This window comes from Massilia pinisoli (assembly GCF_024753285.1).
GTDB lineage: Bacteria > Pseudomonadota > Gammaproteobacteria > Burkholderiales > Burkholderiaceae_D > Telluria > Telluria pinisoli.
In genome coordinates, this window is the sequence record NZ_JANUGW010000006.1 from 26,550 (window position 1) to 50,974 (window position 24,425).

A 24,425-nucleotide genomic window follows, 5' to 3' on the forward strand; every position below is an offset into this window, starting at 1 on the left:
AGTTTCCACAAGGCTCGCAAATCGCCCGGCCCGCACGGTAGAATGGGCAGTTCGATGACCCCAACCGTCCCACCCCGCAGCGCGTGAACACCCTCCGACACAACCGCCCCCTGATGATCGCCATCACCTGTTCGGTGCTGGCGCACGCCTCCCTGCTGGCGGTCCGCTTCGCCGCGCCCGACGCGTTCCGGCTGCAGCCGGCCGACCCGGGCCTGGAAGTCATCCTCGTCAACGCCAAGCATGCGCGTGCGCCCGTGAAGGCCGACGCGCTGGCCCAGGCCAACCTGGACGGCGGCGGCAGTGCCGACGCCGGGCGCGCCCAGTCGCCGCTGCCGGACCTGCGCAAGGTCGAGAACGGCGACAGCATCCAGGCCCTGCAGCGCCGCATCGCCGAATTGGAACAGCAACAGAAAAGCGTCCTGACGAAAGTCCGCCAGTCGCAATTCAACAGGGCGCCCGTCGCCGACCAGGCCAAGCCGGACCCGAGCCGGACTGGTGTCGACAACCTCGATTCCACCAAGGCCATCGCGCGCATGACGGCCGAGATCACCCAGCGCATCTCCGACGAGAACAAGCGCCCCAAGAAGACGTTCATCAGCCCCAGCACGCGCGAAGTCGGCTACGCGATGTACTACAAGGCGATGCAGAAGCGCGTGGAGGAAGTTGGCACCCTGAATTTCCCGCAGCAGAACGGGCACAAGCTGTACGGCGAGCTGGTCGTCTACATCCCGATCTTCCAGGACGGCACCCTGTACGAGAAAGAGGGCGGACCGCGCATCGAGCGCAGCTCCGGCAACGCGGCGCTGGACAAGGCCGCGCTGGCGATCGTCCGGCGCGCGGCGCCGTTCGGCAAGTTCCCGGCGAATATGCGGTCGAGCGACAAGGACGATTTGTGGATCGTCGTCACCCGCTTCAAATTCACGCGCGAAGAAAAACTGCAGGCGGAATTGCGCGGCGACGGTTAACAGGAGATCGAATGACGGACAAGTATTGCGTGATCGGCAACCCGATCGCCCACAGTAAATCGCCGGACATCCACGCCGCCTTCGCGGCCGCGACCGGGCAGGACATCGCTTACAAGCGCCAGCTGGCGCCGCTGGACGGTTTTGCGGACACCGTGCGGGACCTCGTCGCGCAAGGCTATCGCGGCGCCAACGTCACCGTGCCGTTCAAGCTGGAAGCGGCCGCGCTCGCGACGCGGCTGGAAGAGCGGGCGCGCCTGGCGGGCGCCGTCAACACCTTGCGCTTCGACGGCGGCGAGATCGTCGGCGACAACACGGACGGCCCGGGCCTCGTCGCCGACATCGTCAGGAATGCGGGCGTGCCGCTGGCCGGCAAGCGCATCCTGCTGCTGGGCGCGGGCGGCGCGGCGCGCGGCGTGATCCTGCCGTTCCTGCGCGAGAAACCGGAGGCGATCGTCATCGCCAACCGCACGCGCGCGACGGCCGATGCGCTCGTGGCCCATTTCGCGGACCACGTCGCGTATCCCGGCCAGATCGCTGCTTGCGGCTTCACGGACATAAGGGGCTCGTTCGACGTCGTCGTCAACGCCACGTCGGCGAGCCTGTCGGCCGACTTGCCGCCCGTGCCGGCGAGCGCGTTCCGCCAGGGAGCGCTCGCGTTGGACATGATGTACGGGAAGAAGCCGACACCGTTCATGGCATTCGCAGCAAAGCACGGCGCGACCGTGCGCGACGGCCTCGGCATGCTCGTCGAGCAGGCGGCCGAAGCGTTCGCCATCTGGCGCGGCGTCCGGCCGGACACGGCGTCCGTGCTGGCCCGCATGCGCGCAGCGTCATGAGCGGCGTCGGCACCCTGAAGGCGGGCGCCGTCCCCCGCACGAAGTCCGGCGGGCGGCGCTGGCTGAAATGGATCATCCTCGGGCCGCTGCTGCTCGCCGTCCTGCTGCAGCTGTATTTCTTCGCGATGGTGTGCTGGTGGACGCAGTTCAATCCGTCGTCCTCGAGCATGATGCGCCAGCAGCTTGCGGCGCTGCGCGAACAGAATCCGAACGCAAAGCTGGAGCACATGTGGGTGCCGTACGCGCGCATTTCGGACCACCTCAAGCGCGCCGTGATCGCGTCCGAGGACGCCAATTTCGTCGACCACGACGGCGTCGACTGGGATGCGCTGGAAAAGGCCTACGAGCGCAACAACAAGAAGCACCGGGTCGTGGGCGGCGGGTCGACGATCACGCAGCAGCTCGCGAAGAACCTGTTCCTGTCCGGCTCGCGCAACTACCTGCGCAAGGGCCAGGAACTCGTCATCGCCTACATGCTGGAAGCGGTGATGGACAAGGAACGCATCCTGGAGATCTACCTGAACGTCGTCGAATTCGGCCGCGGCGTGTTCGGCGCGGAAGCGGCGGCGCGCCACTACTTCCACACAGCGGCCGCGAACCTGAGCCCGGCCCAGGCCGCGCGCCTGGCCGTGATGCTGCCGAACCCGCGCTACTACGACCGCCACCGCGACACGAGCTACCTGGCGCGCCGCACGGCCGTCATCCAGCGCCGCATGAACGCCGCCGAGCTGCCCTGATTCACAACGCCTGCTCCCACACGAGGCGCCAGGTCGTGCGCACGCGGTAGACCGTCGTGCGTGCGCGCGGGCTCGCGCCGTCCCATGCGATCCGTTCGCGATAGTCCGGATGCAGCAGGTCCGCGACGGACAAGCGCAGCCGCGTCGTCGCGTCGCGCTTCCACACCGCATACAGGTCGAGCTGGCGCTTGATGCCGTCGTCGCTGGACAGCAGGGCGCTCGTGCGGCCGGCCACCCGGCCGCGGTAGCCGTAGCTGCCGCCGACGTCGATGCGGGCGGCGGCGTAGTCGAGGCCGACGTTGCCGCTGTAGGCCGGCTGCCCCTCGATCCGGTTACCCGGCCCTGGCACGCTGTCCACGTTCGACCAGTTGCGCGCCGCGTTCACGCGCGCCGTCAGCGGGCCGCGCGTCACCTTGCCCTCGAATTCGATGCCGCGCACGGTCGCGCCGCCCAGGTTGTCCGGCATCGAGGTCCACACGCCGTCGGCCAGGAACGTGCGGTACAGCGTGACGTCGCGGATGCGCTTGTGGAAGGCGCTCATGCCCACCATGCCCTCGTTGCCGAGCGTGCGTTCCCAGGCCAGGTCGATGGCGAGCGCCAGTTCCGGGCGCAGGTTCGGATTGCCCTGCTCGTCGGGATACGTGGCGCTGTTGTTGTTGTCGACCGTGTAGCGGCGCGGCATCAGCTGGACGATGTTCGGTGCCTTGTACGTGCGGCTGACGGCGAGGCGGAACTGGTCGCGCGGTCCCGTGCCGCCGTCCGGGTGCGCCGGCTTGAACAGCGCCTGCAGGATCGGGCTCCAGGCGCCGGCATCGACGTCGACGGCGGCATGCGCGTTGCCCGCTCCCGTCGTGCGCAGGTCTTCGCGGCGCAGGCCGACGTAGGCCGACCACGCATCGTCGATGTCCCACTCGTCCTGCACGAAGAACGCCGCGCGCGCGACGCTGGCGCGGTAGTCCTCGTCGCTCGCGAGCAGCAGCGCATCGTCCGCGTCGGTCTGGCGTTCGCGCCGGTATTCGCTGCGCCGCTTGCGGCCCAGTTCCCACCCGGCCGCGAGCAGGTGGCCGCGCCACATGGGGCGGCGCCAGCTGCCGTTGAACGTCCATTCGCGCTCGGTCGGGCCGGACGCCACGCGATGGGTCTCGAGCAGGGCGTCGCGCACGTCCATGCCGCGGTACACGAAGTCGGCATCGCGGGTCGTGGTGTACGCGGACAGCTTGGCCGTCACGCGCGCGCCGCCGGCCAGCTTGCGGATCCAGGCGGCGTCGGCATAGGCGTGCAGCGGGTCCGCCGCGAAGCGTTGGACGGCGTGCGGAAACGCGGTCGGGCTGCCGATTGCCGTGGTTTCCACCTCGCGCTTGGTATTGTCCAGGCGGCGCGTGCGCACATAGGCTTGCGCCGTGACGGTGTCGCTAGTGTCCGGCTGCCACGACAGGCGCGGCGCCAGCTCCGCCACCGCCTCGGTCTGGTGGTCGGTCCACGCGATGCTGCGCCTCAGGTCGGGCTGCGTGCCCGTCTCCGTGGTGACGGCCGTGACCGGCTTCTCGTCGTGCTTCAGCGTGGCGACGACCGTATAGGCCAGCGCGCCCGCGCGGCCGCTGTGCTGGGCGACGAACTGCGGCGCGAGATAGCCGTCGACGACGGCGCTGCCCGCCTTGACCTCCGTCGCGGGGGCGCCCCGGGTGGGACCGGCGCGGCGCAGGATCACGTTGATGGTGCCGGCCACGGCCTGGCTGGACGTCTCGGCGGTGGCGGTGCGCTGGATCTCGATGCGCTCGATGACGTCCGGGCCGAGCGACTCGAGCGCGAAGCCCGCCGGCGCCGGCACGCCGTTGAGCAGCAGCGCCACGTAGCCGCCGCCCATGCCGCGCATGCGGATCGTGGCGGGCTTGCCCGGGTTCGTGTCGACCGTGATGCCGGATTGCCGCTTCAAGACGTCGGACAGCGTGGCGTCGCCGAGGCGCAGGATGTCGTCGCGGCCGACGACGATCGACGAGGTGGTCGATGACGCGTGCCGCGCGTCGGCGCTGACGACGACTTGTTGCATGGGCTCGGGCGCGGTCTGGGCATGGGCGCAGGCCTGGACGGCCAGCAGCAGCGCACCGGCGCCGCGGGATCGGAAAGTGTGCATGGCGGGATTATTCGGTGGCCGCCCCGGTTGCGGAACAGCGGTGGGATGAACGCACGGGACGACGGGACGAATGCCGCCGCCGGCCCAGGGGGCGAGTATTTACCGCAAAACACGCGTTCGGGCTGGCCGGGCCCAGGGCTTAAAGGTACACTTGCGCTGTTTCCGAATCCGGCCGAGAAAGCAGCGCATGATCAACGTATTTGTCCTACAAAATGGCCGACTGAACCAGGTACCGATCGCCTCGCGGACCGATCTGGAGAACGTGCCTGCCGTCTGGGTCGACCTCACCGATCCCACGGACGAGGAGCGCGCCTGGGTCAAGGCGACCTATGACGTGATCCTGCCGGGCGAGGACGAAGTCCAGGACATCGAGGCATCGGCCCGCTACTACGAGGCGGAAAACGGCGACCTGCACCTGCGCACCGACTTCCTGCGCGAGGAAGAGGACGGCCCGTCGCGCATCGTGACGGTTGCGTTCATCCTCGCGAAGAAGATCCTGTTCTCGGTCCACACGGACGACCTGCCCGTGTTCCGCCTCGTGCGCCTGCGCGCGCGCTCGCGGCCCGGCTCGATCGAGGACTACATGGACGTGCTGCTCGACCTGTACGCGACGGACGCCGAATATTCGGCCGACGCGCTGGAAGGCATCTACGAGAGCCTGGAAGACGTCAGCCAGCGCGTGCTGCAGAAGGAATTCACCGACCAGGACGCGGCCGCCGCGCTGAATGCGATCGCGCACGAGGAAGACTTGAACGGCCGCATCCGCCGCAACATGATGGATACGCGCCGCGCCGTGAGCTTCCTGATGCGCGGCCGCCTGCTCAACACGGACCAGTTCGAAGAAGCACGCCAGATCCTGCGCGACATCGAATCGCTGGACGGCCACACCTCGTTCCTGTTCGACAAGATCAACTTCCTGATGGACGCCACGGTCGGCTTCATCAACATCAACCAGAACAAGATCATCAAGATATTCTCGGTGGCGTCCGTCGCGTTCCTGCCGCCGACGCTGATCGCCAGCATCTACGGCATGAACTTCGAATTCATGCCCGAGCTGCACTGGCACCTCGGCTATGGCTGGTCGCTGGCGCTGATGGTGGTCAGCGCCATCGCGCCGTTCCTGTACTTCCGGCACCGCGGCTGGCTGAAATAATCAGAGCGGCACGTCGTCCACCTTCAGATACCACGTCAGCGCCCGCACGACCAGCGCATGGTCGTCCACGCCCGCAAGCCCGGACACGGTGATCGTGCCGACCTGGCCCGTGCCCTTGACGACGATGGGGAACGAGCCGCCGTGCGCGGCGAAATCCTTGCGGTCGAACGTCGGCAGGTTGTCGTAGTCCTGGCCGCGTTCGATGGCCTGCAGATGCGTGAAGAACGACGCGCGGCCCGTGCGGTTCACGAGGTTGCTCTTGCGCCGGATCCAGTCGATGTTGTTCGGGCTCGTGCCCGCCATCGCGTGGAAGAACAGCGGATTGCGGTTGACGGCGACGTCGACCGTGACGCCGACCTTGTCGGCCTTGGCCATCTCGACGATCTTGTTGCCGATCGCGAGCGCGGCGTCGTTGTCGAACGAGGTGAACTGCAACGCCTCTTCCTGGCGCTTGATGGTGTCGAGTGTTACGGTTTGCTTGTCCATGCCGGTTCCTGCGAAGTGATCCGCGAGTATAACCAACCGGGCACCATTAGTGCTTCAGGTTCAGGAACAGGTTGGCGGCGAACGTGAGGATGGCCAGCGCGGCGACGATTTCCCCGATCGCGAGCACGGGCGCGATGCTCATATGGCCCAGCAGCAGCAAGGTGAGCGCACCCATCATGACGGGCAGGGCCAGGTTCAGCAGCCAGAAATGCAGGCGCGCCAAGCGGCTTTCGCCCGCCTGCGGGAACACGCTGTAGATCAGGCCCGCAAGCGCCATCGTCGTCCAGCCCAGCAGGTTGATGTGCGCGTGGACGGGTCGCAACGTGAAATTCTGGCTGGCGCCCATCGCGATGCCCAGCGAAATGCCGAGGATCAGGTAGAGGACGGCCAGCTTCAGCCAGATGATCCCGGCGCGCGAGAATTGCGGTTGCGGGATCGGGGAAACGGTGGTGGTTTGCATGATGCGGCTCCAGTGGGTGTGTACATGAGAGGAGCGCATCGTAAGCTGTCCGCCCGCGCGGGTGCAGCCCCACGCGTGGGGGTGATTGACGCGGTCACAAGGTCGCGAACATCGCCACCACGGCCACCATCATCACGGCCACGCCAGCCCAGCCGATGAGCGTATGGCGCGTGGAGAGCGTGTACGCGCCCATGATCTTGCGGTTGTGCGCGAGCATCATCATGACGGCCATGATGGGCACGGCGATCACGCCGTTGATCTGCGCGGACAGCACGAGGGCCGCGATCGGGTCGACAGGGGCGAAGTCGAGCAGCACCCCGCCCAGCGTGGCGAGGGCGATGATGCCGTAGAACTCGCGCGCCTCGACCACTTTCAGGTCCATGCCGTTGCGCCAGCGGAAGCTCTCGGTGACGGCGTACGCGGCCGAGCCGGCCAGCACCGGCACGGCCAGCATGCCCGTCCCGATGATGCCCAGCGCGAACGCGAGGAACGCGAACTCGCCCGCCACCGGACGCAGCGCTTCGGCCGCCTGGGCGGACGACTGGATGTCCGTGATCCCGTGCGCGCCAAGCGTAACGGCCGTCGTCAGCATGATGAAGAACGCGACGATGTTGGAAAAGCCCATGCCGATCAAGGTGTCGGACTTGATGCGGCGAAGCTGCGCGGCCGCGTCGCGCGGGCGCGTGCGCAGGGCGCGCGTGTGATGGTCGTTGCGGATCTCCTCGACTTCCTGCGACGCCTGCCAGAAGAACAGGTAAGGGCTGATGGTCGTGCCGAACACGGCGACGACCAGCGCGACGGATTCCTTCGTGAACGCGAAATGGGGCCAGACGGTGCGCGCGAACACTTCCGTCCACGGCATGTGCACGGCGAACGCCGTCGCGACATAGGCCAGCAGGCCCAAGGTGAGCCATTTCAGGTAGCGCACATAGGTCGCGTACGGCAGGAATACCTGGAGCAGCAGGCACAGCACGCCGAAGCCGAGCGCGTACAAGTGGCTCGACCCGGTGCCCGTCACGAGATACAGCGCCTCGCCCATGGCGGCGATGTCGGCCGCGATGTTGATCACGTTGGCCACCAGCAGCAGGGCGACGATGACGTACAGCAGCCAGGGAGAATATGCGCGGCGGATGTTGGCAGCGAGTCCGCGTCCCGTCACGCGGCCAATGCGGGCCGACACGAGCTGGATGCCGACCATGAACGGATACGTGAGTACGAGCGTCCACAGCGTATTGAAGCCGAATTGCGCGCCCGCCTGCGAATAGGTGGCGATGCCGGAAGGGTCGTCGTCCGCGGCGCCCGTGATCAGGCCCGGTCCCAGCGATTTCAGGGTGGCGTTGTCGGTGAGACGGCGGAAAAGCTTGAACGGCATGTCGGGCTCGCGCGAAGGAACACAGGCGCGCGGCCGGAAGGATCAGCGCGCCAGGGCGATCGGGTTGGTAGAGGGAAGGTCCATGATTGGCGCGCAGTGTAGCACGGGGGACACGGTTCCAACGTGTCCCCTCGGTAACACAAGCGAGAAATAAGCCCCGTTTAAGCCAGGCGGCCGAAGACGCGTCGCGCCGCGTCCACGGTGGCCGCGATCACGGCATCGTCGTGCGCGGCGGACACGAAGCCCGCTTCGAACATGGCCGGCGCAAAATACACGCCCTCGTCCAGCATGCCGTGGAAGAAGCGGTTGAAGCGTTCCTTGTCACCGGCCATCATCTGCGCGTAGCCGGTCGGCACCGTGTCGGCGAAATACAGGCCGAACATGCCGCCGACGCTGTCCGCGCAGAACGCGATGCCGGCGTCCTTCGCGGCCGCCGTCAGGCCATCGACCAGCTTCTTCGTCTGCGCCGTCAGGTGCTCGTAGAAGCCCGGCTGCTGGATCAGCTTCAAGGTCGTCATGCCGGCGGCGACGGCGACCGGGTTGCCGGACAGCGTGCCCGCCTGGTAGACGGGGCCGATGGGCGCCATTTTCTGCATCAGGTCGGCGCGGCCGCCGAACGCGGCAACGGGCATGCCGCCGCCGATGACCTTACCCAGCGCCGTCAAGTCCGGCACGATGCCGTACAGCGCCTGCGCACCGCCAATGCCGACGCGGAAGCCCGACATCACCTCGTCGAAGATCAGGACGGTGCCGTACTCCGTGCACAGTTCGCGCATGCGGTGCAGGAATTCCGGCGTCGCGCGGATCAGGTTCATGTTGCCGGCCACGGCTTCCACGATCACGCAGGCGATGGTGTCGCCCATCGACGCGAACGCGTCTTCCAGCTGCGGGATGTCGTTGTAGTCGAGGACGATGGTGTGCTTGACGAAGTCCTCCGGCACGCCGGCCGACGTCGGGTTGCCGAACGTGAGCAGGCCCGAACCGGCCTTCACCAGCAGGGAATCGGCGTGGCCGTGGTAGCAGCCTTCGAACTTGACGATCTTGTCGCGGCCCGTGGCGCCGCGTGCCAGGCGCAGCGCGCTCATCGTCGCTTCCGTGCCGGACGAGACGAGGCGCACCTGCTCGATCGACGGCACGAGGCGGCAGATTTCCTCGGCGATCTCGATCTCGCCCTCGGTCGGCGCGCCGAACGACAGGCCGCGCGCGGCGGCATCCTGCACGGCCTTCACCACTTGCGGGTGCGCATGGCCGACGATGGCCGGGCCCCAGGAGCCGATGTAGTCGATGTAGCGCTTGCCGTCCGCGTCCCAGAAATACGGCCCTTCGGCGCGGGTGATGAAGCGCGGCGTGCCGCCGACGGAGCGGAAGGCGCGCACGGGCGAGTTGACGCCGCCCGGCGTGGTCTGCTGGGCGCGGGCGAACAGGATGTCGTTCCGGGAGGTGGTGCTTGAGGTAGCGGTCATGGTGTCTCGGTGAATCCGGCGCCGTGCCCGCGACGGGCGCTGGCGCCGTCTGGTTAGCAGGCCGCGCCGGGGGCGCGGAAGATCTTGTTCGGGATGAGCCGGCCCATGCCGAAGCGGCAGGCGTTGGCGAGGGCGCCGGTGACGTATTCCTGGGCCGGCGGCAGCGCATCCTGGGCGCCGGCGCCGCGCGCCATGACGGCCGCCAGCGCGGCCGACAGCGTGCTGCCGGCGCCGACGAACGGGCCGGGCAGGTGTTGCGACCAGGGCAGGGCGGTGGCGAGGCCGTCCGCGTCGTACAACTCGTTGCAGCGGGTGCCGTCGCCGCCGCCGATGCCCGTCACGAGCACGTGGCCGCAGCCGAGGCCCGTGAGCTCGGCCGCGTCCTCGGCGACGGTGGCCAGGCTGGCCGGATCGCGCCAGCAGTCGGCGAAGCGCGCCAGCTCGGGTTGCGACAGCAGGAACACGCTGGCCTGCGGCACGAGCAATTGGTGAATGAGCGTCATCATGTCATCGTCGCGCGTGCCGCAATCGGGCAGGGACGACGTGAACGGATCGAGGATGAGGGGCACGTCCGCATAGTCGGACACGATTTCCGCGATCGCGGCGATCTGTTCCAGGCTGGCCATCGTCCCCACCTTGATGGCGGACACCGGCATGTCCTCGAGGAGCATGCGCGCCTGTTCGACGACGAACGCGTGGTCGGTCGGCTGGATGTCGTCGACGCGCGCGGAGTCGGCCACGAGCAGGCCCGTCACGACCGACAGGGCGTGGCAGCCATGCATGGCGAAGACGGTCACGTCGGACTGGATGCCCAGTGCCCCGACCGGATCGGCGGGGCCGAACGTGAGGATGAGTGGAGACGATTGGTTTTGCACAGCGGGTAGAATAATATACCTTTCCCTCATTTTATCTGATGGGGACCGTTAGGCTAACACTGAACTGAAAAGAGGAATTGAACGTGAGTACTGAAACACAGGTGTATCAGACCTGGATGTGCCTGATCTGCGGCTGGGTCTACGACGAAGCCGCCGGCGCCCCGGACGACGGCATCGCGCCGGGCACCCGCTGGGCCGACGTCCCGATGAACTGGACGTGCCCGGAATGCGGCGCGCGCAAGGACGACTTCGAAATGACCGCGATCTGAGCGGTTTCCTTGCCGCCCGGTCAATGAACGATGACGTCCCGCCAACGCTCGATGTCATCCTCTCAACGCCATCTGCATCAGTGAGTTGACGTATCGCAACACTTCATGCACAAGCCCCACACGCTATGCTATCTTGCGTGTTCATGCTGAAGTGAAACGAATATGACGACGCAACCGACAGGCTTGACGATCATGGTGATCGACGACAGCAGCACGATCCGTCGGTCCGCCGAGATTTTCCTGACACAGGCCGGCTACCGGGTGGTGCTGGCCGAAGACGGCTTCGACGCGCTGGCCAAGATCAACGACCACCAGCCCGCGCTGGTGTTCTGCGACATCCTGATGCCGCGGCTCGACGGCTACCAGACCTGCGCCCTGATCAAGAAGAGCGCGAAATTCCATGCCACGCCCGTGATCATGCTGTCGTCCAAGGACGGCCTGTTCGACCGTGCGCGCGGCGCGATGGTGGGCTCGAGCGCCTACCTGACCAAACCTTTTTCCAAGGACAGCCTGCTGGCGGCCGTGCGCGATCATGCGCAGGGCCAAGCCGCTGCTGCCTGACCAACGATGCGGAGCCCACCGTGGCCATACAAAAGATCCTGATCGTCGACGATTCCCCGACCGAACGTTACTACCTGACCGACATCCTCGTGCGCAACGGCTTCACCGTGACCACGGCCGACAACGGCGAGGAGGCGCTGGCCAAGATCCGCGCCGAGCGTCCGGAGCTGATTTTGATGGACGTCGTGATGCCCGGCGCGAACGGCTTCCAGGTGACGCGTTCGATCGCGCGCGACCCGGAGCTCGCGTCCGTCCCCGTCATCATCTGCAGCAGCAAGAACCAGGAAACGGACCGCATCTGGGGCATGCGCCAGGGCGCGAAGGATTATTTCGTCAAGCCGGTCGACGCGGCCAGGCTGCTGGCCACCATCGCCACGCTCGGCGCCTGAGATGGACGCCAGCGACGCCGGCGGACAGAAGGGCGCGGCCAGGCGCGCGCGCCTGCGCCAGTACCAGGAACAGCTGCTCGAGCGCATGCAGGCCGCGCGCACGAGCAGCGGCGCGCGCGCGCACCAGCTGGGCGTCGAGATCGGCGGCGCGCGCTATCTGTTCGACCTCGTCGAAGCCGGCGAGATCGTGCCGCTGCCGCCGCTGGCCGCGGTGCCCCTGACGCAGCCGTGGTATCTCGGCCTGGCGAACGTGCGCGGCAGCCTGGTGGGTGTCGTCGACCTAGCGCGCTACCTCGATCCGGATGCGGCGCCGAGTGCCGCGCCGGCCGCGGGCGCGCGCCTCGTCACGTTCGCACCCGGCCTGGCGTTTCCGTGCGCCTTGCTGGTCGGAAGAGTCGTCGGCCTGCGCCACGCGGCCGACATGACGTCCGCGGACGGGGGCCTGCTCGACGCGGACGGGCGCGAATGGACACCGCTGTCGCTGGCGGCCCTCGCGCGCGAGGAACGGTTTCTGCAAGTCGCACGCTAAATCAATCACAACGGGTTCTGCACTGGAGCTGGAATGGGATTCGCATCCAAACTGTCGATGAATTTCTTCCCTAAAAACGAGGGCGGCGCCGCGCCGGCGCGCGAAGGCGATGCGGGCACCGTGCTGGCCTCGCCGGACACGCAGTTCGGCACCGGCACGCTGCCGGCACCGGCACCGGTGCCGTCCGGCCCCGTCAGCGGCACCGCGCCGACCGGTTCCGCGGACGATGCGGCGCTGCGTCTGGGCCTGCTCGGCCGGCGCAAGCAGCGCACCGTCGACAACGCCGCCGCCGCGGCCGCCGGTGCAGAGGAAGACCTGCGCCTGCCGCTCATCGGCCACCTGTCGCTGCCGCGCCAGCTGCGCATCCTGCTCGCCGCGTTCGTCGTCGGCATCCTGGTCACGCTGCTGTCGCTGTGGCGCAATGCGGGCAGCGGCGCCATCGCCAGCGGCCAGACCCAGATCGCCAGCGAGGCGCTGATGCACTCGCAGCGCGTCGGCAAGGCGGCGCCGAACGCGATGCAGGGCGTGCCGGACGCCTTCACCCAGCTGCAGGACAGCCGCATCGCCCTGTCGCGCGACCTCGACCTGCTCGCCAAGGGCGGTGAATTCAACGGCAATACGATTCCCGCGTCGAGCGGTGACCTGGCGGCGCAGCTGGCCAAGGTGCGCAAGAAGTGGAACGTGTCCGACGCGGCCGCCGCCAGCATCCTCAAGATGAAGCCGGAGCTCGTCGCCTTCGACAAGAACCTCCAGCAGCTCGACGTGCTGACGCCGGAAATGCTGGCGACGACGGAAGAGATCCTGGGCGAGCGCACGGCCCGCGGCGGCAGCCCGCGCGAACTGGCGGCGCTGGGCCGCATGATGATGCTGACGCAGCGCATCTCGCGCAGCGCCAGCGAATTCCTGACCTCGGGCGGCATCCGGCCGGAAACGGCATTCCAGATGGGCCGCGACACGACCACGTTCCGCGCCACCGTCGACGGCCTGCTGAACGGCAGCACGGCGCTCGGCCTCGCGCCGCTGCGCGACCCCGACCTGCGTGCCAAGCTGTCGGAAGTGCAGTCGAAGTTCGACATCTGCCAGCGGCTGATCTCGACCTTCCTCGACAAGCTGTCGGACATGACGGCCGCGAAGGCCGCCGAGCAGAAGATCTTCGGCGACAACGAGGCGCTGCGTTCCCAGCTGACGGCACTGCAGGCGTCGTACCGCGCCGGCGAAGGCAGCACGAGCGGCTGGTTCTGGCTGCTCGTGGCCGCGTCGATCTTCAGCCTCGCGACGGCAGGCAGTATCTCGCGCGTGATGCTGCAGGATTCGCGCAACCGCACCCGCGGCGCCGACGCGCGCCGCCAGGAAGCGGAAGCGATGCGCCTGCTGGCCCAGGCCAAGGAAGAGGAAGCGAAGGCAACGAATGACCAGAACCAGGCCGCGATTTTGCGCCTGATGAACGAGCTGCAGGAAGTGGCGGACGGCGACTTGACGGTGTACGCGACCGTGTCGGAAGACATCACGGGCGCCATCGCCGACTCCGTGAACTACACGGTGGAAGAGCTGCGCGGCCTCGTCGTGCGCGTGATCGACACGGCGGAAAAGGTGACGCAGGCGTCGAACGATGCCCAGCAGGTGTCGAGCAGCCTGCTCGTCGCGGCGGGCCAGCAGGCGCGCGAAATCCAGGACACGTCGTCCACGATGCTGCGGATGGCCGGCGAGATCACGGACGTGTCCAGCTCCGCGAAGGAATCGGCCGAGGTGGCGCGCCAGTCGGTGGCGGCCGCCGAGCAGGGCGCGACGGCGGTGCAGAACGCGATCCGCGGCATGGGCGAGATCCGCGAGCAGATCCAGGAAACGTCGAAGCGCATCAAGCGCCTGGGCGAATCGTCGCAGGAGATCGGCGAGATCACCGAGCTCATTTCCGACATCACGGAACAGACCAACGTGCTGGCGCTGAACGCGGCGATCCAGGCCGCGTCGGCCGGCGAGGCGGGACGCGGCTTCTCCGTCGTGGCGGAAGAGGTGCAGCGGCTGGCGGAACGCTCGGGCGACGCGGCCAAGCAGATCGGCGCGCTCGTGCGCACCATCCAGACCGACACGCACGACGCCGTCGCGGCAATGGAAAAGTCGACGCAGGGCGTCGTCGAGGGCGCGCGCGTGACCGACGCGGCGGGTGCGGCACTCGCGGACATCTCGCGCGTGTCGAACCGGCTCGCTGAACTGATCCAGGGAATGGCCGTCGCCGCGGGCCTGCAGGCGACGTCCGCGAACGGTGTGGCGCATAATATGCAGCACATCCTCGCGATCACCGAGCAGGCGCAGGGCGGCACGCAGCAGACGGCGCAGTCGATCCGGCAGCTGGCGGAGCTCGCGCAGGAGTTGAAGAATTCGGTGTCGCGCTTCCGCGTCGCCGCCTGAGCACCGCTTGAGTAACGCCTATTTGCCCACATGACCCAGCATTCGCACGCGTCCGCCGCACCGCCTTTCGATACCGGCCCCCTGTCCTGGGTCATCGCTGAAATCCGCGATGCGCTCGGGCGCTCGGCCAAGGCGCTGCGCGATGCGGTCGGCCGCACGGCGGAAGCCCGGCCCACGCTGCTGCTGCACGCCAAGTCGCACCTGCACCAGGCGCACGGCGCGCTGCAGCTGGTCGACGTCGCCGGCGTGGAACGGCTGAGCGAGGCGGCCGAACAGGTCATCGACCGGTTCAAGGCCGCCACGCTGGCCCTTGACGCCGACCGCGCAGGTGCGGTGGATGAGGCCTACCGGGCACTCGTCGAATACCTGGAAGAATTGCTGGACGGCGCCGCGCCGCAGTCCGTGCGGCTGTTCCCCTACTATCGCGCGCTGCAGGAATTGCTGGGCGTGGAACGGGTGCATCCCGGCCAGATGCTCGTGCTCGACCTCGCGCCGGCATTGCTGCCGGGCGGCGGTGCCGGTCAGATGCCGGACTACGCGGCGACCCGCGGCGCATTCGAAAAAGCGCTGCTCACGTTCCTGCGCAGCCAGGACGTCGATGCCCAGCGCGCCCAGGCAGGCGCCATGCGCGACGCGCTGGCCCCTGTCGTGGAGGGCCAGCCGCAGGCGGAGGCGCACGCGTTCTGGCTGGCGCTGCACGCCGCCGCCGACCTCGTCGCGACGGGCCAGGTCGCACCCGACCTGTACGTGAAACAGCTGTTCGGCCAGATCAACCTGCAACTGCGCCGCCAGGCACAAGGCCATACGGAACTGCCGGAAGCGCTGCTGCGCGACGCGCTGTTCTTCATCGCCGCCGCGCCCGAACCCACGCCCGACGCACGCCGGCTGCGCGACGCCTACCGCGTCGGCGGCCAGGTACCGTCGGACTACCTGGAGCGCCGCTACGGCCGCGTCGATCCGGACGTGCTGAAGGACGCAAAGGAAGCCCTGGTCGAGACGAAGCAGGGCTGGGACCGCGTCGCCGCGGAAGGCCACGACGTGCTGGACGGCGGCTTCAACGACGCCCTGTCGAAACTCGCGGGCGCCAGCGAGAAGCTGGGCGCGCCCGCGCTGGCGAACCTGCTGCGCGAACTGGGCCAGGCGGCCAGCGAATCGATGACGGGCGACCGCAGCGACCAGTTCAGCCTCGAGATGGCCGAGGCAATGCTGTTCGTCGAGCACGGGCTGGATCAGGTGCGCCAGCTCCCCGACGACTTCGGCCAGCATGCGGAAGCCGTCGGCCAGCGCCTGCTCGCGCTGGCGCACGGCGAGACGCCGCCGGACGCCCCGGCATGGCACGGCGAGATGGCGCGCGAGCTGCAGCAGGGCCAGACGGTGGCCGTGCTGGCGGGCGAGATCCGCACTGGCCTGCGCCAGGTCGAGAAGCTCGTCGACGAATACTACGAACACCCGGCGCGCGTCGCCTCGCTGGAACAGGTCGACCCGCTGCTGCACCAGTTGCACGGTGCGCTGGACATCCTCGACCAGGACCAGGCCACGCAGGCCGTCGCGCACGTGCGCGCCAAGGTGCGCGCGCTCGTGGACGAGCAACCGGATGCGGCCACGCGCGGCGCCGTGCTGGACAACATCGCCCGCAACATCGGCGCGCTCGGCTTCTTCACGGACGCGCTGGCGCAGAACGTCGAGGGCGCGCGCAGGCGCTTCCGCTTCGACGCGGGCGAGGGCCTGTTCCGCGAACTGCCGTTCGACGGCCAGGCCGCCGCGCCCGCGGAGCCGGCCGAGCCGGCGGCCGCGTCGACGCCGGCCCCCGTACCTGCACCCGTGCCGGAAGCGGATGCCGTCGAGGCCGAACTGCTGGAGATCTTCATCGGCGAGGCGCGCGAAGTGCTCGACGTCGTCGCCGCCGCGCTGCCGGCCGCGCAATCGAATCCTGCCGACCAGGACACGCTGACGCGCCTGCGCCGCGGCTTCCATACGCTCAAGGGCAGCAGCCGCATGGTGGGCCTGGAGCAGTTCGCCACCGTCGCCGCCGCCATCGAGAAAGTGCTGAACCTGTGGCTGGCGGAAGCGCGCGCCGCGACGCCCGACGTGCTGGCGCTGCTCGCGCACGCGCACGCGGCGCTGGCGGCGTGGGTCGACGAGCTGGCGGCGGGCGGATCGCGGCGCGACGGTACGGCGCTGGTCGAGGCCGCGCAGCACGTGCAGGACGGTGGTCCGTTCGTGGCGTCCGAGGCCGCGCCGGAAACGCCCGCGACCGCGGACGAACCCGATGCCGCCGCCGTGCCTGCGGACGAGGCGATGTCGTTCGCGCCGGCCGACAATGTGGTGGCGTTCCCCGTCTCGGAAGCGAACCTCAAGCGCGTGGGCAACCTCGAGATCCCGCTGCCGCTGTATAACATCTACCTCGGCGAGACGGAGGAACTGGTGCGCGCGCTCGCCGCGGACTTCGCCGCCTGGCGCGCGGAACCGCTGCACGCCGTGACGCCGCAGGCGCTGAAGGCCGCGCACACGCTGGGCGGCACGTCGGCCACCGTCGGCTTCGAGGCGCTGCGCGACCTGTCCGTGGCGCTGGAAGAAGCGCTGCAGGTGGCCGTGCCACCGCTGCAGGGCGACCAGTTCGACCTGCTGGACGAGACCGTCGAGCGCATCCGCGTGATGCTGCAGGTGTTCGCGCTGGGCGAGCTGCCGCCCGCGCAGCCGGAACTGCTGGCGCGCCTCGGTGCGCTGCGCGACGACCTGGGGCGCCAGCGCGCCGACGCCGTGTTCGACGACGCCGATGCCGAACTGGCCGAGCGCCTGGACGAGTTGTTCGCCGCCACGTATGCCAGCATCCTGGCCGATCCGCCGCTGACGGGCAGCGCGCCGTCCCTGCCGGCCAGCACGGAGCTGGCGCCGCGCGCGCCCACGCCGCGCCAGGACGATCCGGCCGTGAGCGCCGTTGACGACCTGTTCGATTCGTATTTCGGCGAGCCGTTCGCCGCGCCCTCGCTGGAGCAGGCCGAGCCCGCGCCGTCGCCAGCGGCGCAGCCGGAGGCCGATGACGGCGCTGCCATCGATTTCGACGCGTTGTTCGACATGCCGGCCGAGGAGGCTGCGCCGGAAGCCGAGCCGCTGGCGGCAGCCAACGCGCAGCCCGAGCCAGAGCCGGTGATGGAGCCGCAGCCCGTGGCCGAAGCCCAGCCCGAGCCGCCGCCCGTCGCCGAAGCCGAGCCGGCACCCGCGCCGCAACCGGCACCCGAACCGCAGCCTGAACCGGAAGGCGTCCTCGCCGCCGAGCCCGTGTTCGTCGACGAACTCGACCCGGACCTGCTGCCCGTGTTCATGGAAGAAGCGTCCGACCTGCTGCCGCAGATCGGCAACGGCCTGCGCCATTGGCAGCAGAACCCGGCCGACGCGGCGGTGGCGCAAGGCCTGCTGCGCGCCCTGCACACTGTGAAGGGCAGCGCGCGCATGGCCGGTGCGATGCGCCTCGGCCAGCACACGCACGCGCTGGAAACGCAGATCGAGAACATGCTGCACGCCGGGACGACGAATCCGGCCGCGTTCGACGAACTGCTCGCCAACTACGACCAGGCGCAGCTGCTGTTCGAACAGTTGCAGCAGCCCGCGGCACCGGTGCCGGCACCCGCCGCGGACACCGTCGCACCGGAGCCGCCGGCCGCCGCACCCACGGACGAGGCCGCGCGCGCGCCGCTCGTGCGTGTGCGCGCCGACATCCTCGACCGCCTCGTCAACCAGGCCGGCGAAGTGTCGATCACGCGCTCGAAACTGGAAACGCAGGTCGGTGCGCTGAAGGGCATGCTGTCCGACTTCGCCGACAACCTCGCCAACCTGCGCCGCCAGTTGCGCGAGGTCGAGGTGCAGGCCGAGTCGCAGATCGCGTCCCGGCTGTCGATTGCCGGCGAGCGCGAATTCGACCCGCTCGAATTCGACCGCTTCACGCGCCTGCAGGAACTCACGCGCATGATGGCCGAAAGCGTGAACGACGTCGGCTCGTTCCACGACGGCCTCGCGCGCACGGTGGAAGCGGCGGCCGACGACCTGACCGCGCAGTCGCGCCTCACGCGCGAGCTGCAGCGCGACCTGATGCGCGTGCGCATGGTGCCGTTCGCGAGCCTGTCCGAACGCCTGTTCCGCGTGGCGCGCCAGACCGCGAAGGAAACGGATAAACGCGTGAACCTGGACATCCGCGGCGGCGGCGTCGAGATCGACCGCAGCGTGCTGGAACGCATGGCCGCGCCGTTCGAACACCTGCTGCGCAACGCCATCGTGCACGGCATCGAGCCGCGCGAGCAGCGTGTCGCGGGCGGCAAGCCGGAGACGGGCGAGCTGCTCGTGCAGGTGAGCCAGCAGGGCAACGAAGTCGAGATCCGCTTCGCCGACGATGGCGCGGGCCTCGATCTCGCGCGCATCCGCGCCAAGGCGGCGTCGCTCGGCCTGCTGGCCGACGGCGAGGAGGTGTCCGATGCGGATGCCGCCGAGCTGGTGTTCGAGCCGGGCTTCTCGACGGCGGACACGCTGACGGAACTGGCCGGCCGCGGCGTCGGCATGGACGTCGTGCGCTCGGAAGCGCGCGCACTGGGTGGCCGCGTCGACGTCGACACGACGCCGGGCCGTGGCGCCGCCTTCGCCATCCACCTGCCGCTCACCCTGGCCGTCACGCAGGTCGTGCTCGTCGCCAGCGGTGCACGCACGCATGCGCTGCCGGCCGTGCTGGTCGAGCAGGTACTGCAGGTACGCGAAGCCGACCTGCAGGCGGCGGAAAGTGCCGGCGCGATCAGCGTGCACGGCGAGACCATCCCGCTGCACTACCTGCCCGCAATGCTGCACGAGCCGGGTGAAGCATGGGAAAAGCGGGGCGGGCAGCGCTCGGCGCCGGTGCTCGTGCTCAGGAGCGGCAATACGCGCATCGCCGTGCGCGTGGACGAGGTGCTGGGCAACCGTGAGGTCGTCATCAAGAACATCGGGCCGCAGCTGGCGCGCATGCCTGGCATCGCCGGCGCCACCGTGCTTGGTTCGGGCGAGATCGTGCTGATCCTCGACCCCGTGCAACTGGCGGGGCAGGGCGCGCGTCCCGGCCGCGTCGCCGCCGCGCCGGCCGAGCCGGCGCCGGCGCCCGCGCGCATCGCGACGATCATGGTCGTGGACGATTCGCTCACCGTGCGCAAGGTCACCCAGCGCCTGCTGGAGCGCGAAGGCTATCGCGTCCTGCTGGCCAAGGACGGCGTCGACGCGCTCGAGCAAATGCAGGAGACGAGGCCCGACCTGATGCTGGTCGATATCGAGATGCCCCGCATGGACGGCTTTGACCTCACGCGCAACGTGCGCGGCAACGAGGCGACGGCGGCGCTGCCGATCATCATGATCACGTCGCGCACGGCCGACAAGCACCGCAACGTCGCGCTGGGCCTCGGCGTCGACGCCTATTTCGGCAAGCCGTTCCAGGAAGACGCGCTGCTGGCGGCGATCACGGGCCTGCTCGACGCGCGGTCACGCTGACTACGCGGCGCGGATCGCCTTGAACCGCGCCAGCGTCCTCTCCCGCGCGGCGTCGTGGTCAACGACCGGTCGCGGATAATCCTGCCCAAGCACGACGCCTGCCTTTTCCAGCACGTCCGGCCGCGCCAGCCACGGCGCGTGTATAGCCGTCCCGCTCAGCCGCGCCAGCTGCGGCAGGTACTGCCGGATGAAGTCCCCGTCCGGATCGAAGCGCTTCGATTGCGTCACCGGATTGAAGATGCGGAACCAGGGCTGCGCGTCGCAACCCGTCGACGCCGCCCACTGCCAGCCGCCGTTGTTCGACGCCAGTTCGTAATCGTTCAGCTTCAGCGCGAACCAGCGCTCGCCGCGGCGCCAGTCGATGCCCAGGTCTTTCGTGAGGAAGCTCGCCGTCACCATGCGCAGGCGGTTGTGCATGAAGCCCGTCCGCTCGAGCTGCAGCATGGCGGCGTCGACGAGCGGGTAGCCCGTGCGGCCCGCGCACCAGGCGGCGTACAGCGCATCCGCATCCGGCCCTTCGTCCCACGCGACGGCGTCGAACGCCTGCTTGAACGATTGCGTGACGACGCGCGGATGGCGTGCGAGGATCATCATGTAGAACTCGCGCCAGACGAGTTCCGCCAGCCACACGGGCGCGCCCGGACCGCCGCTGCCGTCGGCGATGCGTGCGTGCAGCATGGCGACGAGCCGGCGCACGCTCACCGTACCGAAGCGCAGGTGGATCGACAGGCGTGACGTCGCGTCCAGCGCCGGATAATCGCGGTCGTGGTCGTAGCGCGCGAGGCGTTCCTCGAACTGCGCCAGGAGGTATTCCGCGCCCGTCATGCCGGGATGCGCGATGGGGGCGGCGTTCGGCGCGAAACCGAGGTCCGTCAGCGACGGCAGTGCGTGGTCCGCGGGCACCGGCGCGAGCGCGGACGCGTGCGGCGCCGTCTCGAACGGGCGCACGGCCTCGGGCTCGCGCGCGAGGCGTTTCAGCCACGCGTTCTTATAGGGTGTAAAGACGGAATAGGGGCCGCCGGCCAAGGTAAGCACCTCGTCGTGCTCGAAGATCACCTGGTCCTTGAACGTCTGCAGGCTGCGGCCGGCCGCGCGCAGCGTCGCCAGCACGGCGCGGTCGCGCGCGACCGCCTGCGGTTCGTAGTCGCGGTTCGCGAAGACGGATTCCGCATCGAGCTCGGCAGCCAGCGCGGGAATCACCTGCGCGGCGCGCCCGTGCCGCACGATGAGGTAACCTCCCAAGGAACGCAAGCGCGCATCCAGCTCGCGCACGCTGTCCAGCAGAAACTGGACGCGGCGGTCGTCCGGCGGCAGGCCGGCCAGGATGTCGGTGTCGAACACGAACACGCCGAACACACGGCGTGACGAGAGCAGGGCGTGATGCAATGCGGCATGGTCGTCCACGCGCAAATCGCGCCGGAACCAGACCAATGAGTTTCTCAAAGTCATCTTCTGTGTGCGGAGTCAATGCGGTCCAGAATTTTACTGTCTACCATCTCTCAGGTTTGCCCGGTCAAGCGCCTCCCGTGGCTCGTCGGGCAATTCGGTGTAAACTAGCGAAAAGTCTTTTTCAGTCTAGCAATGCCGCGGTAACCGAGAGAGTGAGCCAACAGAGAGTATGAGCATGAAAAAAAGTAAGGTCGGCAAGCCTCTAACCATGCCCGGGATGCCCCAGGAAGAGATTCTCAACCTGGGGCAGGCGAGCGCGCCCGTCTCGCAGCTGAACCTGGCTAATCATTTCCTTATTGCAATGCCGTCGATGAATGATCCGATCTTCGGCGGCACCGTCGTGTACATCTGCGAGCACAACGACAAGGGCGTGCTCGGCGTCGTCATCAACAAGCCGACGGACATGACGATGGACGTCCTGTTCGACCGCATCGACCTGCAGGTGGCCGAAGGCTTGCGCGCCAGCGTCGTCAACGAGCCGATCATGTTCGGCGGTCCCGTCCAGGACGACCGCGGATTCGTGCTGCATACGCCGGGCGGTCGCTATTCGTCGTCGCTCTCCGTCACGGACGACGTCGCGTTCACCACGTCGATCGACGTGCTGGAAGCCGTCGCCAACGGTTCGGGCCCGCGCCGCATGCTCGTTTCCATCGGCTATGCCGGTTGGAGCCCCGGTCAGCTGGAAGAAGAAATCGCCCGCAACGGCTGGCTCACGGTCGGCGCCGACGCGCGCGTGCTGTTCGATCTGCCGATCGAGGAGCGCTACAACGCCGCCATCAAGCTGCTGGGCATCGATCCTCTGATGCTCGCCACCGAGGCGGGTCATGCCTGACGGTCGCACATCCGAAATCGTAGGGTGGGCACCCCTGTGCCCACGCGAACGCCGGCGTAACGCAGGCGTCCCGCGTGGGCACGGGGTGCCCACCCTACTGGCTCGTGGCCGCGTATTCATCCGGAGTCGGCGCAGGTAATGGTCGACATCGTTCTAGGCTTCGACTTCGGCATCAAGCGCATCGGCATCGCCATGGGGAACACCTTGACGGGACAGGCGCAGCCGCTGTCCGTCATCAATGCGGTCGACAACACGACCCGCTTCAAGGTCATCGGCGACCTGATCGAACAATGGCGCCCCGCGCGCCTCGTCGTGGGCGAGCCGCGCCATCCGGACGGCGCGGAGCACGACATGACCTTGCGCGCGCGCCGCTTCGCCAACCAGCTTCACGGTCGCTTCAACCTCCCGGTCGAACTCGTCGACGAACGCTATTCGTCCGCCGTCATTCCCGCCAAGCGGGGCGAGATCATCGACGCCAAGGCCGCCGCCATCATTTTGCAACAATACTTTGACGATCATGCCAACTCTTATTAACGACGCGGAGCCGGCCAGCTTCGACGCCGAAGCTTTGTACGGCAAGCTGCTCGCACAGGTACGCGCCGGCATCGACGGCGTGCAGGATGCCGCCATCGTCGGCATCCACTCGGGCGGCGCCTGGCTCGCCGAGCGCCTCGCGCACGACCTCGGACTGCCGGCGCGGCTGGGCTTCATCGACGTCTCGTTCTACCGCGACGACTTTGCCCGCAAGGGCCTGCATCCGGACGTGAAGCCCACCCGGATCGAATTCAACGTCGACGGCGCGACCATCGTGCTCGTCGACGACGTGCTGTACACCGGCCGCACGGTGCGCGCCGCGATCAACGTGCTGTTCGACTACGGCCGTCCGCAACGCATCATGCTGGCCGCGCTGGCGGACCGCGGCGGTCGCGAACTGCCGGTGGCCGCCGATTTCGTCGGCGCCCACGCCCAGCTGGCACCGGGCCGCTCGCTCGCGCTCGCGCGCGACACGAACGGCCAACTTTCGCTCACGATCGAAGACGACAATGCATAACCCGCAACTGAACAAGAACGGCGAACTGCAGCACCTCCTCACCATCGAGGGACTGCCCAAGGCCATCATCAACCACATCCTCGACACCGCCTCGAGCTTCGTGAGCATCTCCGACCGCGAGGTCAAGAAGGTGCCGCTGATGCGCGGGAAAAGCGTCTTCAACCTGTTCTTCGAAAACTCGACGCGCACGCGCACGACGTTCGAGATCGCGTCGAAGCGCCTGTCGGCCGACGTCATCAACCTGAACATCGCCGCCTCGTCGACGAGCAAGGGCGAATCGCTGCTGGACACGATCGACAACCTCTCGGCCATGCACGCCGACATGTTCGTCGTGCGTCACGCGCAGTCGGGCGCGCCGTACCTGATCGCCAAGCACCTGAACGACACGAAGCAGAACCACGTCCACGTCGTGAACGCGGGCGACGGCCGCCATGCGCACCCGACGCAGGGCCTGCTCGACATGTACACGATCCGCCACTACAAGAAGGATTTCACGAACCTGCGCGTGGCCATCGTCGGCGACATCCTGCACAGCCGCGTCGCGCGTTCCGACATCCACGCGCTGACGACGCTGGGCGTGCCGGAAGTGCGCGCCATCGGCCCGCACACCTTGCTGCCGGGCGGCCTGGAACAGATGGGCGTGCGCGTGTTCACGAACATCGAAGAGGGCCTGAAGGACGTCGACGTCATCATCATGCTGCGCCTGCAGAACGAACGCATGTCGGGCGCCCTGCTGCCGTCGGCCGGCGAATACTTCAAGAGCTACGGCCTGACGCCGGAGCGCCTGGCGCTCGCGAAACCCGACGCCATCGTGATGCACCCGGGCCCGATGAACCGCGGCGTGGAGATCGATTCGGCCGTGGCCGACGGCGCCCAGGCCGTGATCCTCCCGCAGGTCACCTTCGGTATCGCCGTCCGCATGGCGGTTATGAGTATTTTGGCCGGTAGCCACACTTAAATTC

21 protein-coding genes are annotated in these 24,425 nt (G+C 68.3%); 14 read left to right on the plus strand and 7 right to left on the minus strand.

Annotated features, from left to right (window positions below):
• Positions 1-113: 113 nt before the first annotated feature.
• From NX784_RS10085 to mtgA, 3 genes are read left to right on the plus strand one after another with little or no spacing between them, the layout of a single operon-like run.
• On the plus strand, positions 114-965 hold the full coding sequence (locus NX784_RS10085; protein ID WP_258816745.1) for a TonB family protein: 852 nt from the start codon (positions 114-116) through the stop codon (positions 963-965).
• Positions 966-976: 11 nt separating this feature from the next.
• Complete coding sequence (gene aroE, locus NX784_RS10090; protein ID WP_258816518.1) at positions 977-1,801, plus strand: shikimate dehydrogenase; 825 nt, start codon at positions 977-979, stop codon at positions 1,799-1,801.
• On the plus strand, positions 1,798-2,538 hold the full coding sequence (mtgA, locus tag NX784_RS10095; RefSeq protein WP_258816519.1) for a monofunctional biosynthetic peptidoglycan transglycosylase: 741 nt from the start codon (positions 1,798-1,800) through the stop codon (positions 2,536-2,538). The genes aroE and mtgA overlap by 4 nt, the downstream gene beginning before the upstream one ends.
• Position 2,539: 1 nt before the next feature.
• Here mtgA and NX784_RS10100 read toward each other — a convergent pair whose 3' ends face one another.
• Positions 2,540-4,669: a TonB-dependent receptor plug domain-containing protein gene (locus NX784_RS10100; RefSeq protein WP_258816520.1), complete on the minus strand. Its 2,130-nt coding sequence runs from the start codon at positions 4,667-4,669 to the stop codon at positions 2,540-2,542.
• A gap of 187 nt (positions 4,670-4,856) precedes the next feature.
• On the opposite strand from NX784_RS10100, the gene corA reads away from it, so the two are divergent.
• Positions 4,857-5,822 carry a magnesium/cobalt transporter CorA gene (gene corA, locus NX784_RS10105; protein ID WP_258816521.1) on the plus strand — a complete coding sequence of 322 codons (966 nt, stop codon included), beginning with the start codon at positions 4,857-4,859 and terminating at the stop codon, positions 5,820-5,822.
• On the opposite strand, the gene NX784_RS10110 is transcribed toward corA, so the two are convergent.
• The 5 genes from NX784_RS10110 to thiD all read right to left on the minus strand — a co-directional run bounded on the left by NX784_RS10110 (position 5,823) and on the right by thiD (position 10,478).
• Complete coding sequence (locus NX784_RS10110; protein ID WP_258816522.1) at positions 5,823-6,308, minus strand: heme-degrading domain-containing protein; 486 nt, start codon at positions 6,306-6,308, stop codon at positions 5,823-5,825. It lies immediately after the preceding gene.
• A 46-nt stretch (positions 6,309-6,354) separates the two neighbouring features.
• Positions 6,355-6,768, minus strand: coding sequence for a hypothetical protein (locus NX784_RS10115; RefSeq protein WP_258816523.1), 414 nt, complete (start codon positions 6,766-6,768; stop codon positions 6,355-6,357).
• Positions 6,769-6,862: 94 nt separating this feature from the next.
• Positions 6,863-8,140 carry an NRAMP family divalent metal transporter gene (locus NX784_RS10120; RefSeq protein ID WP_258816524.1) on the minus strand — a complete coding sequence of 426 codons (1,278 nt, stop codon included), beginning with the start codon at positions 8,138-8,140 and terminating at the stop codon, positions 6,863-6,865.
• Between the two features lie 161 nt (positions 8,141-8,301).
• Positions 8,302-9,603, minus strand: a complete 1,302-nt coding sequence (hemL, locus tag NX784_RS10125) for a glutamate-1-semialdehyde 2,1-aminomutase (RefSeq protein WP_258816525.1) — start codon at positions 9,601-9,603, stop codon at positions 8,302-8,304.
• A 53-nt stretch (positions 9,604-9,656) separates the two neighbouring features.
• Positions 9,657-10,478: a bifunctional hydroxymethylpyrimidine kinase/phosphomethylpyrimidine kinase gene (gene thiD / locus NX784_RS10130; RefSeq protein ID WP_258816526.1), complete on the minus strand. Its 822-nt coding sequence runs from the start codon at positions 10,476-10,478 to the stop codon at positions 9,657-9,659.
• Between the two features lie 116 nt (positions 10,479-10,594).
• On the opposite strand from thiD, the gene NX784_RS10135 reads away from it, so the two are divergent.
• The 6 genes from NX784_RS10135 to NX784_RS10160 all read left to right on the plus strand — a co-directional run bounded on the left by NX784_RS10135 (position 10,595) and on the right by NX784_RS10160 (position 20,131).
• Complete coding sequence (locus tag NX784_RS10135) at positions 10,595-10,747, plus strand: rubredoxin (protein WP_029755924.1); 153 nt, start codon at positions 10,595-10,597, stop codon at positions 10,745-10,747.
• A gap of 162 nt (positions 10,748-10,909) precedes the next feature.
• Complete coding sequence (locus NX784_RS10140) at positions 10,910-11,308, plus strand: response regulator (protein ID WP_258816527.1); 399 nt, start codon at positions 10,910-10,912, stop codon at positions 11,306-11,308.
• Between the two features lie 20 nt (positions 11,309-11,328).
• Positions 11,329-11,697: a response regulator gene (locus NX784_RS10145; RefSeq protein WP_370662923.1), complete on the plus strand. Its 369-nt coding sequence runs from the start codon at positions 11,329-11,331 to the stop codon at positions 11,695-11,697.
• A gap of 1 nt (position 11,698) precedes the next feature.
• Entirely contained in the window at positions 11,699-12,226 is a 528-nt protein-coding gene (locus NX784_RS10150; RefSeq protein ID WP_258816528.1) for a chemotaxis protein CheW, read from the plus strand.
• A gap of 33 nt (positions 12,227-12,259) precedes the next feature.
• Entirely contained in the window at positions 12,260-14,632 is a 2,373-nt protein-coding gene (locus NX784_RS10155; protein ID WP_258816529.1) for a methyl-accepting chemotaxis protein, read from the plus strand.
• Positions 14,633-14,662: 30 nt separating this feature from the next.
• The gene (locus NX784_RS10160; protein WP_258816530.1) at positions 14,663-20,131 is read left to right on the plus strand and encodes a hybrid sensor histidine kinase/response regulator; all 5,469 of its coding nucleotides are present in this window, start codon (positions 14,663-14,665) and stop codon (positions 20,129-20,131) included.
• On the opposite strand, the gene NX784_RS10165 is transcribed toward NX784_RS10160, so the two are convergent.
• On the minus strand, positions 20,132-21,580 hold the full coding sequence (locus NX784_RS10165) for a cryptochrome/photolyase family protein (RefSeq protein WP_258816531.1): 1,449 nt from the start codon (positions 21,578-21,580) through the stop codon (positions 20,132-20,134).
• Between the two features lie 175 nt (positions 21,581-21,755).
• On the opposite strand from NX784_RS10165, the gene NX784_RS10170 reads away from it, so the two are divergent.
• The 4 genes from NX784_RS10170 to NX784_RS10185 all read left to right on the plus strand — a co-directional run bounded on the left by NX784_RS10170 (position 21,756) and on the right by NX784_RS10185 (position 24,421).
• Positions 21,756-22,412, plus strand: coding sequence for a YqgE/AlgH family protein (locus NX784_RS10170; RefSeq protein WP_258816532.1), 657 nt, complete (start codon positions 21,756-21,758; stop codon positions 22,410-22,412).
• 138 nt (positions 22,413-22,550) lie between these two features.
• Complete coding sequence (gene ruvX / locus NX784_RS10175; RefSeq protein WP_258816533.1) at positions 22,551-22,946, plus strand: Holliday junction resolvase RuvX; 396 nt, start codon at positions 22,551-22,553, stop codon at positions 22,944-22,946.
• Positions 22,930-23,463 (plus strand): bifunctional pyr operon transcriptional regulator/uracil phosphoribosyltransferase PyrR, encoded by a 534-nt coding sequence (gene pyrR / locus NX784_RS10180; RefSeq protein WP_258816534.1) that lies wholly within the window; start codon positions 22,930-22,932, stop codon positions 23,461-23,463. The genes ruvX and pyrR overlap by 17 nt, the downstream gene beginning before the upstream one ends.
• Positions 23,456-24,421: an aspartate carbamoyltransferase catalytic subunit gene (locus tag NX784_RS10185; RefSeq protein WP_258816535.1), complete on the plus strand. Its 966-nt coding sequence runs from the start codon at positions 23,456-23,458 to the stop codon at positions 24,419-24,421. The genes pyrR and NX784_RS10185 overlap by 8 nt, the downstream gene beginning before the upstream one ends.
• Positions 24,422-24,425 lie beyond the last annotated feature (4 nt).

Excerpts from the sequence above, each read along its gene's own strand:
- NX784_RS10160 (WP_258816530.1), top strand. The coding sequence starts at position 14,663 with ATGACCCAGCATTCGCACGCGTCCGCCGCACCGCCTTTCGATACCGGC.
- mtgA (WP_258816519.1), top strand. The coding sequence starts at position 1,798 with ATGAGCGGCGTCGGCACCCTGAAGGCGGGCGCCGTCCCCCGCACGAAG.
- NX784_RS10100 (WP_258816520.1), bottom strand. The coding sequence starts at position 4,669 with ATGCACACTTTCCGATCCCGCGGCGCCGGTGCGCTGCTGCTGGCCGTC.
- pyrR (WP_258816534.1), top strand. The coding sequence starts at position 22,930 with ATGCCAACTCTTATTAACGACGCGGAGCCGGCCAGCTTCGACGCCGAA.
- corA (WP_258816521.1), top strand. The coding sequence starts at position 4,857 with ATGATCAACGTATTTGTCCTACAAAATGGCCGACTGAACCAGGTACCG.
- hemL (WP_258816525.1), bottom strand. The coding sequence starts at position 9,603 with ATGACCGCTACCTCAAGCACCACCTCCCGGAACGACATCCTGTTCGCC.
- NX784_RS10085 (WP_258816745.1), top strand. The coding sequence starts at position 114 with ATGATCGCCATCACCTGTTCGGTGCTGGCGCACGCCTCCCTGCTGGCG.
- NX784_RS10115 (WP_258816523.1), bottom strand. The coding sequence starts at position 6,768 with ATGCAAACCACCACCGTTTCCCCGATCCCGCAACCGCAATTCTCGCGC.
- NX784_RS10140 (WP_258816527.1), top strand. The coding sequence starts at position 10,910 with ATGACGACGCAACCGACAGGCTTGACGATCATGGTGATCGACGACAGC.
- NX784_RS10110 (WP_258816522.1), bottom strand. The coding sequence starts at position 6,308 with ATGGACAAGCAAACCGTAACACTCGACACCATCAAGCGCCAGGAAGAG.
- NX784_RS10155 (WP_258816529.1), top strand. The coding sequence starts at position 12,260 with ATGGGATTCGCATCCAAACTGTCGATGAATTTCTTCCCTAAAAACGAG.
- NX784_RS10120 (WP_258816524.1), bottom strand. The coding sequence starts at position 8,140 with ATGCCGTTCAAGCTTTTCCGCCGTCTCACCGACAACGCCACCCTGAAA.
- NX784_RS10170 (WP_258816532.1), top strand. The coding sequence starts at position 21,756 with ATGAAAAAAAGTAAGGTCGGCAAGCCTCTAACCATGCCCGGGATGCCC.
- NX784_RS10165 (WP_258816531.1), bottom strand. The coding sequence starts at position 21,580 with ATGACTTTGAGAAACTCATTGGTCTGGTTCCGGCGCGATTTGCGCGTG.
- aroE (WP_258816518.1), top strand. The coding sequence starts at position 977 with ATGACGGACAAGTATTGCGTGATCGGCAACCCGATCGCCCACAGTAAA.
- ruvX (WP_258816533.1), top strand. The coding sequence starts at position 22,551 with ATGGTCGACATCGTTCTAGGCTTCGACTTCGGCATCAAGCGCATCGGC.
- NX784_RS10135 (WP_029755924.1), top strand. The coding sequence starts at position 10,595 with ATGTGCCTGATCTGCGGCTGGGTCTACGACGAAGCCGCCGGCGCCCCG.
- NX784_RS10185 (WP_258816535.1), top strand. The coding sequence starts at position 23,456 with ATGCATAACCCGCAACTGAACAAGAACGGCGAACTGCAGCACCTCCTC.
- NX784_RS10150 (WP_258816528.1), top strand. The coding sequence starts at position 11,699 with ATGGACGCCAGCGACGCCGGCGGACAGAAGGGCGCGGCCAGGCGCGCG.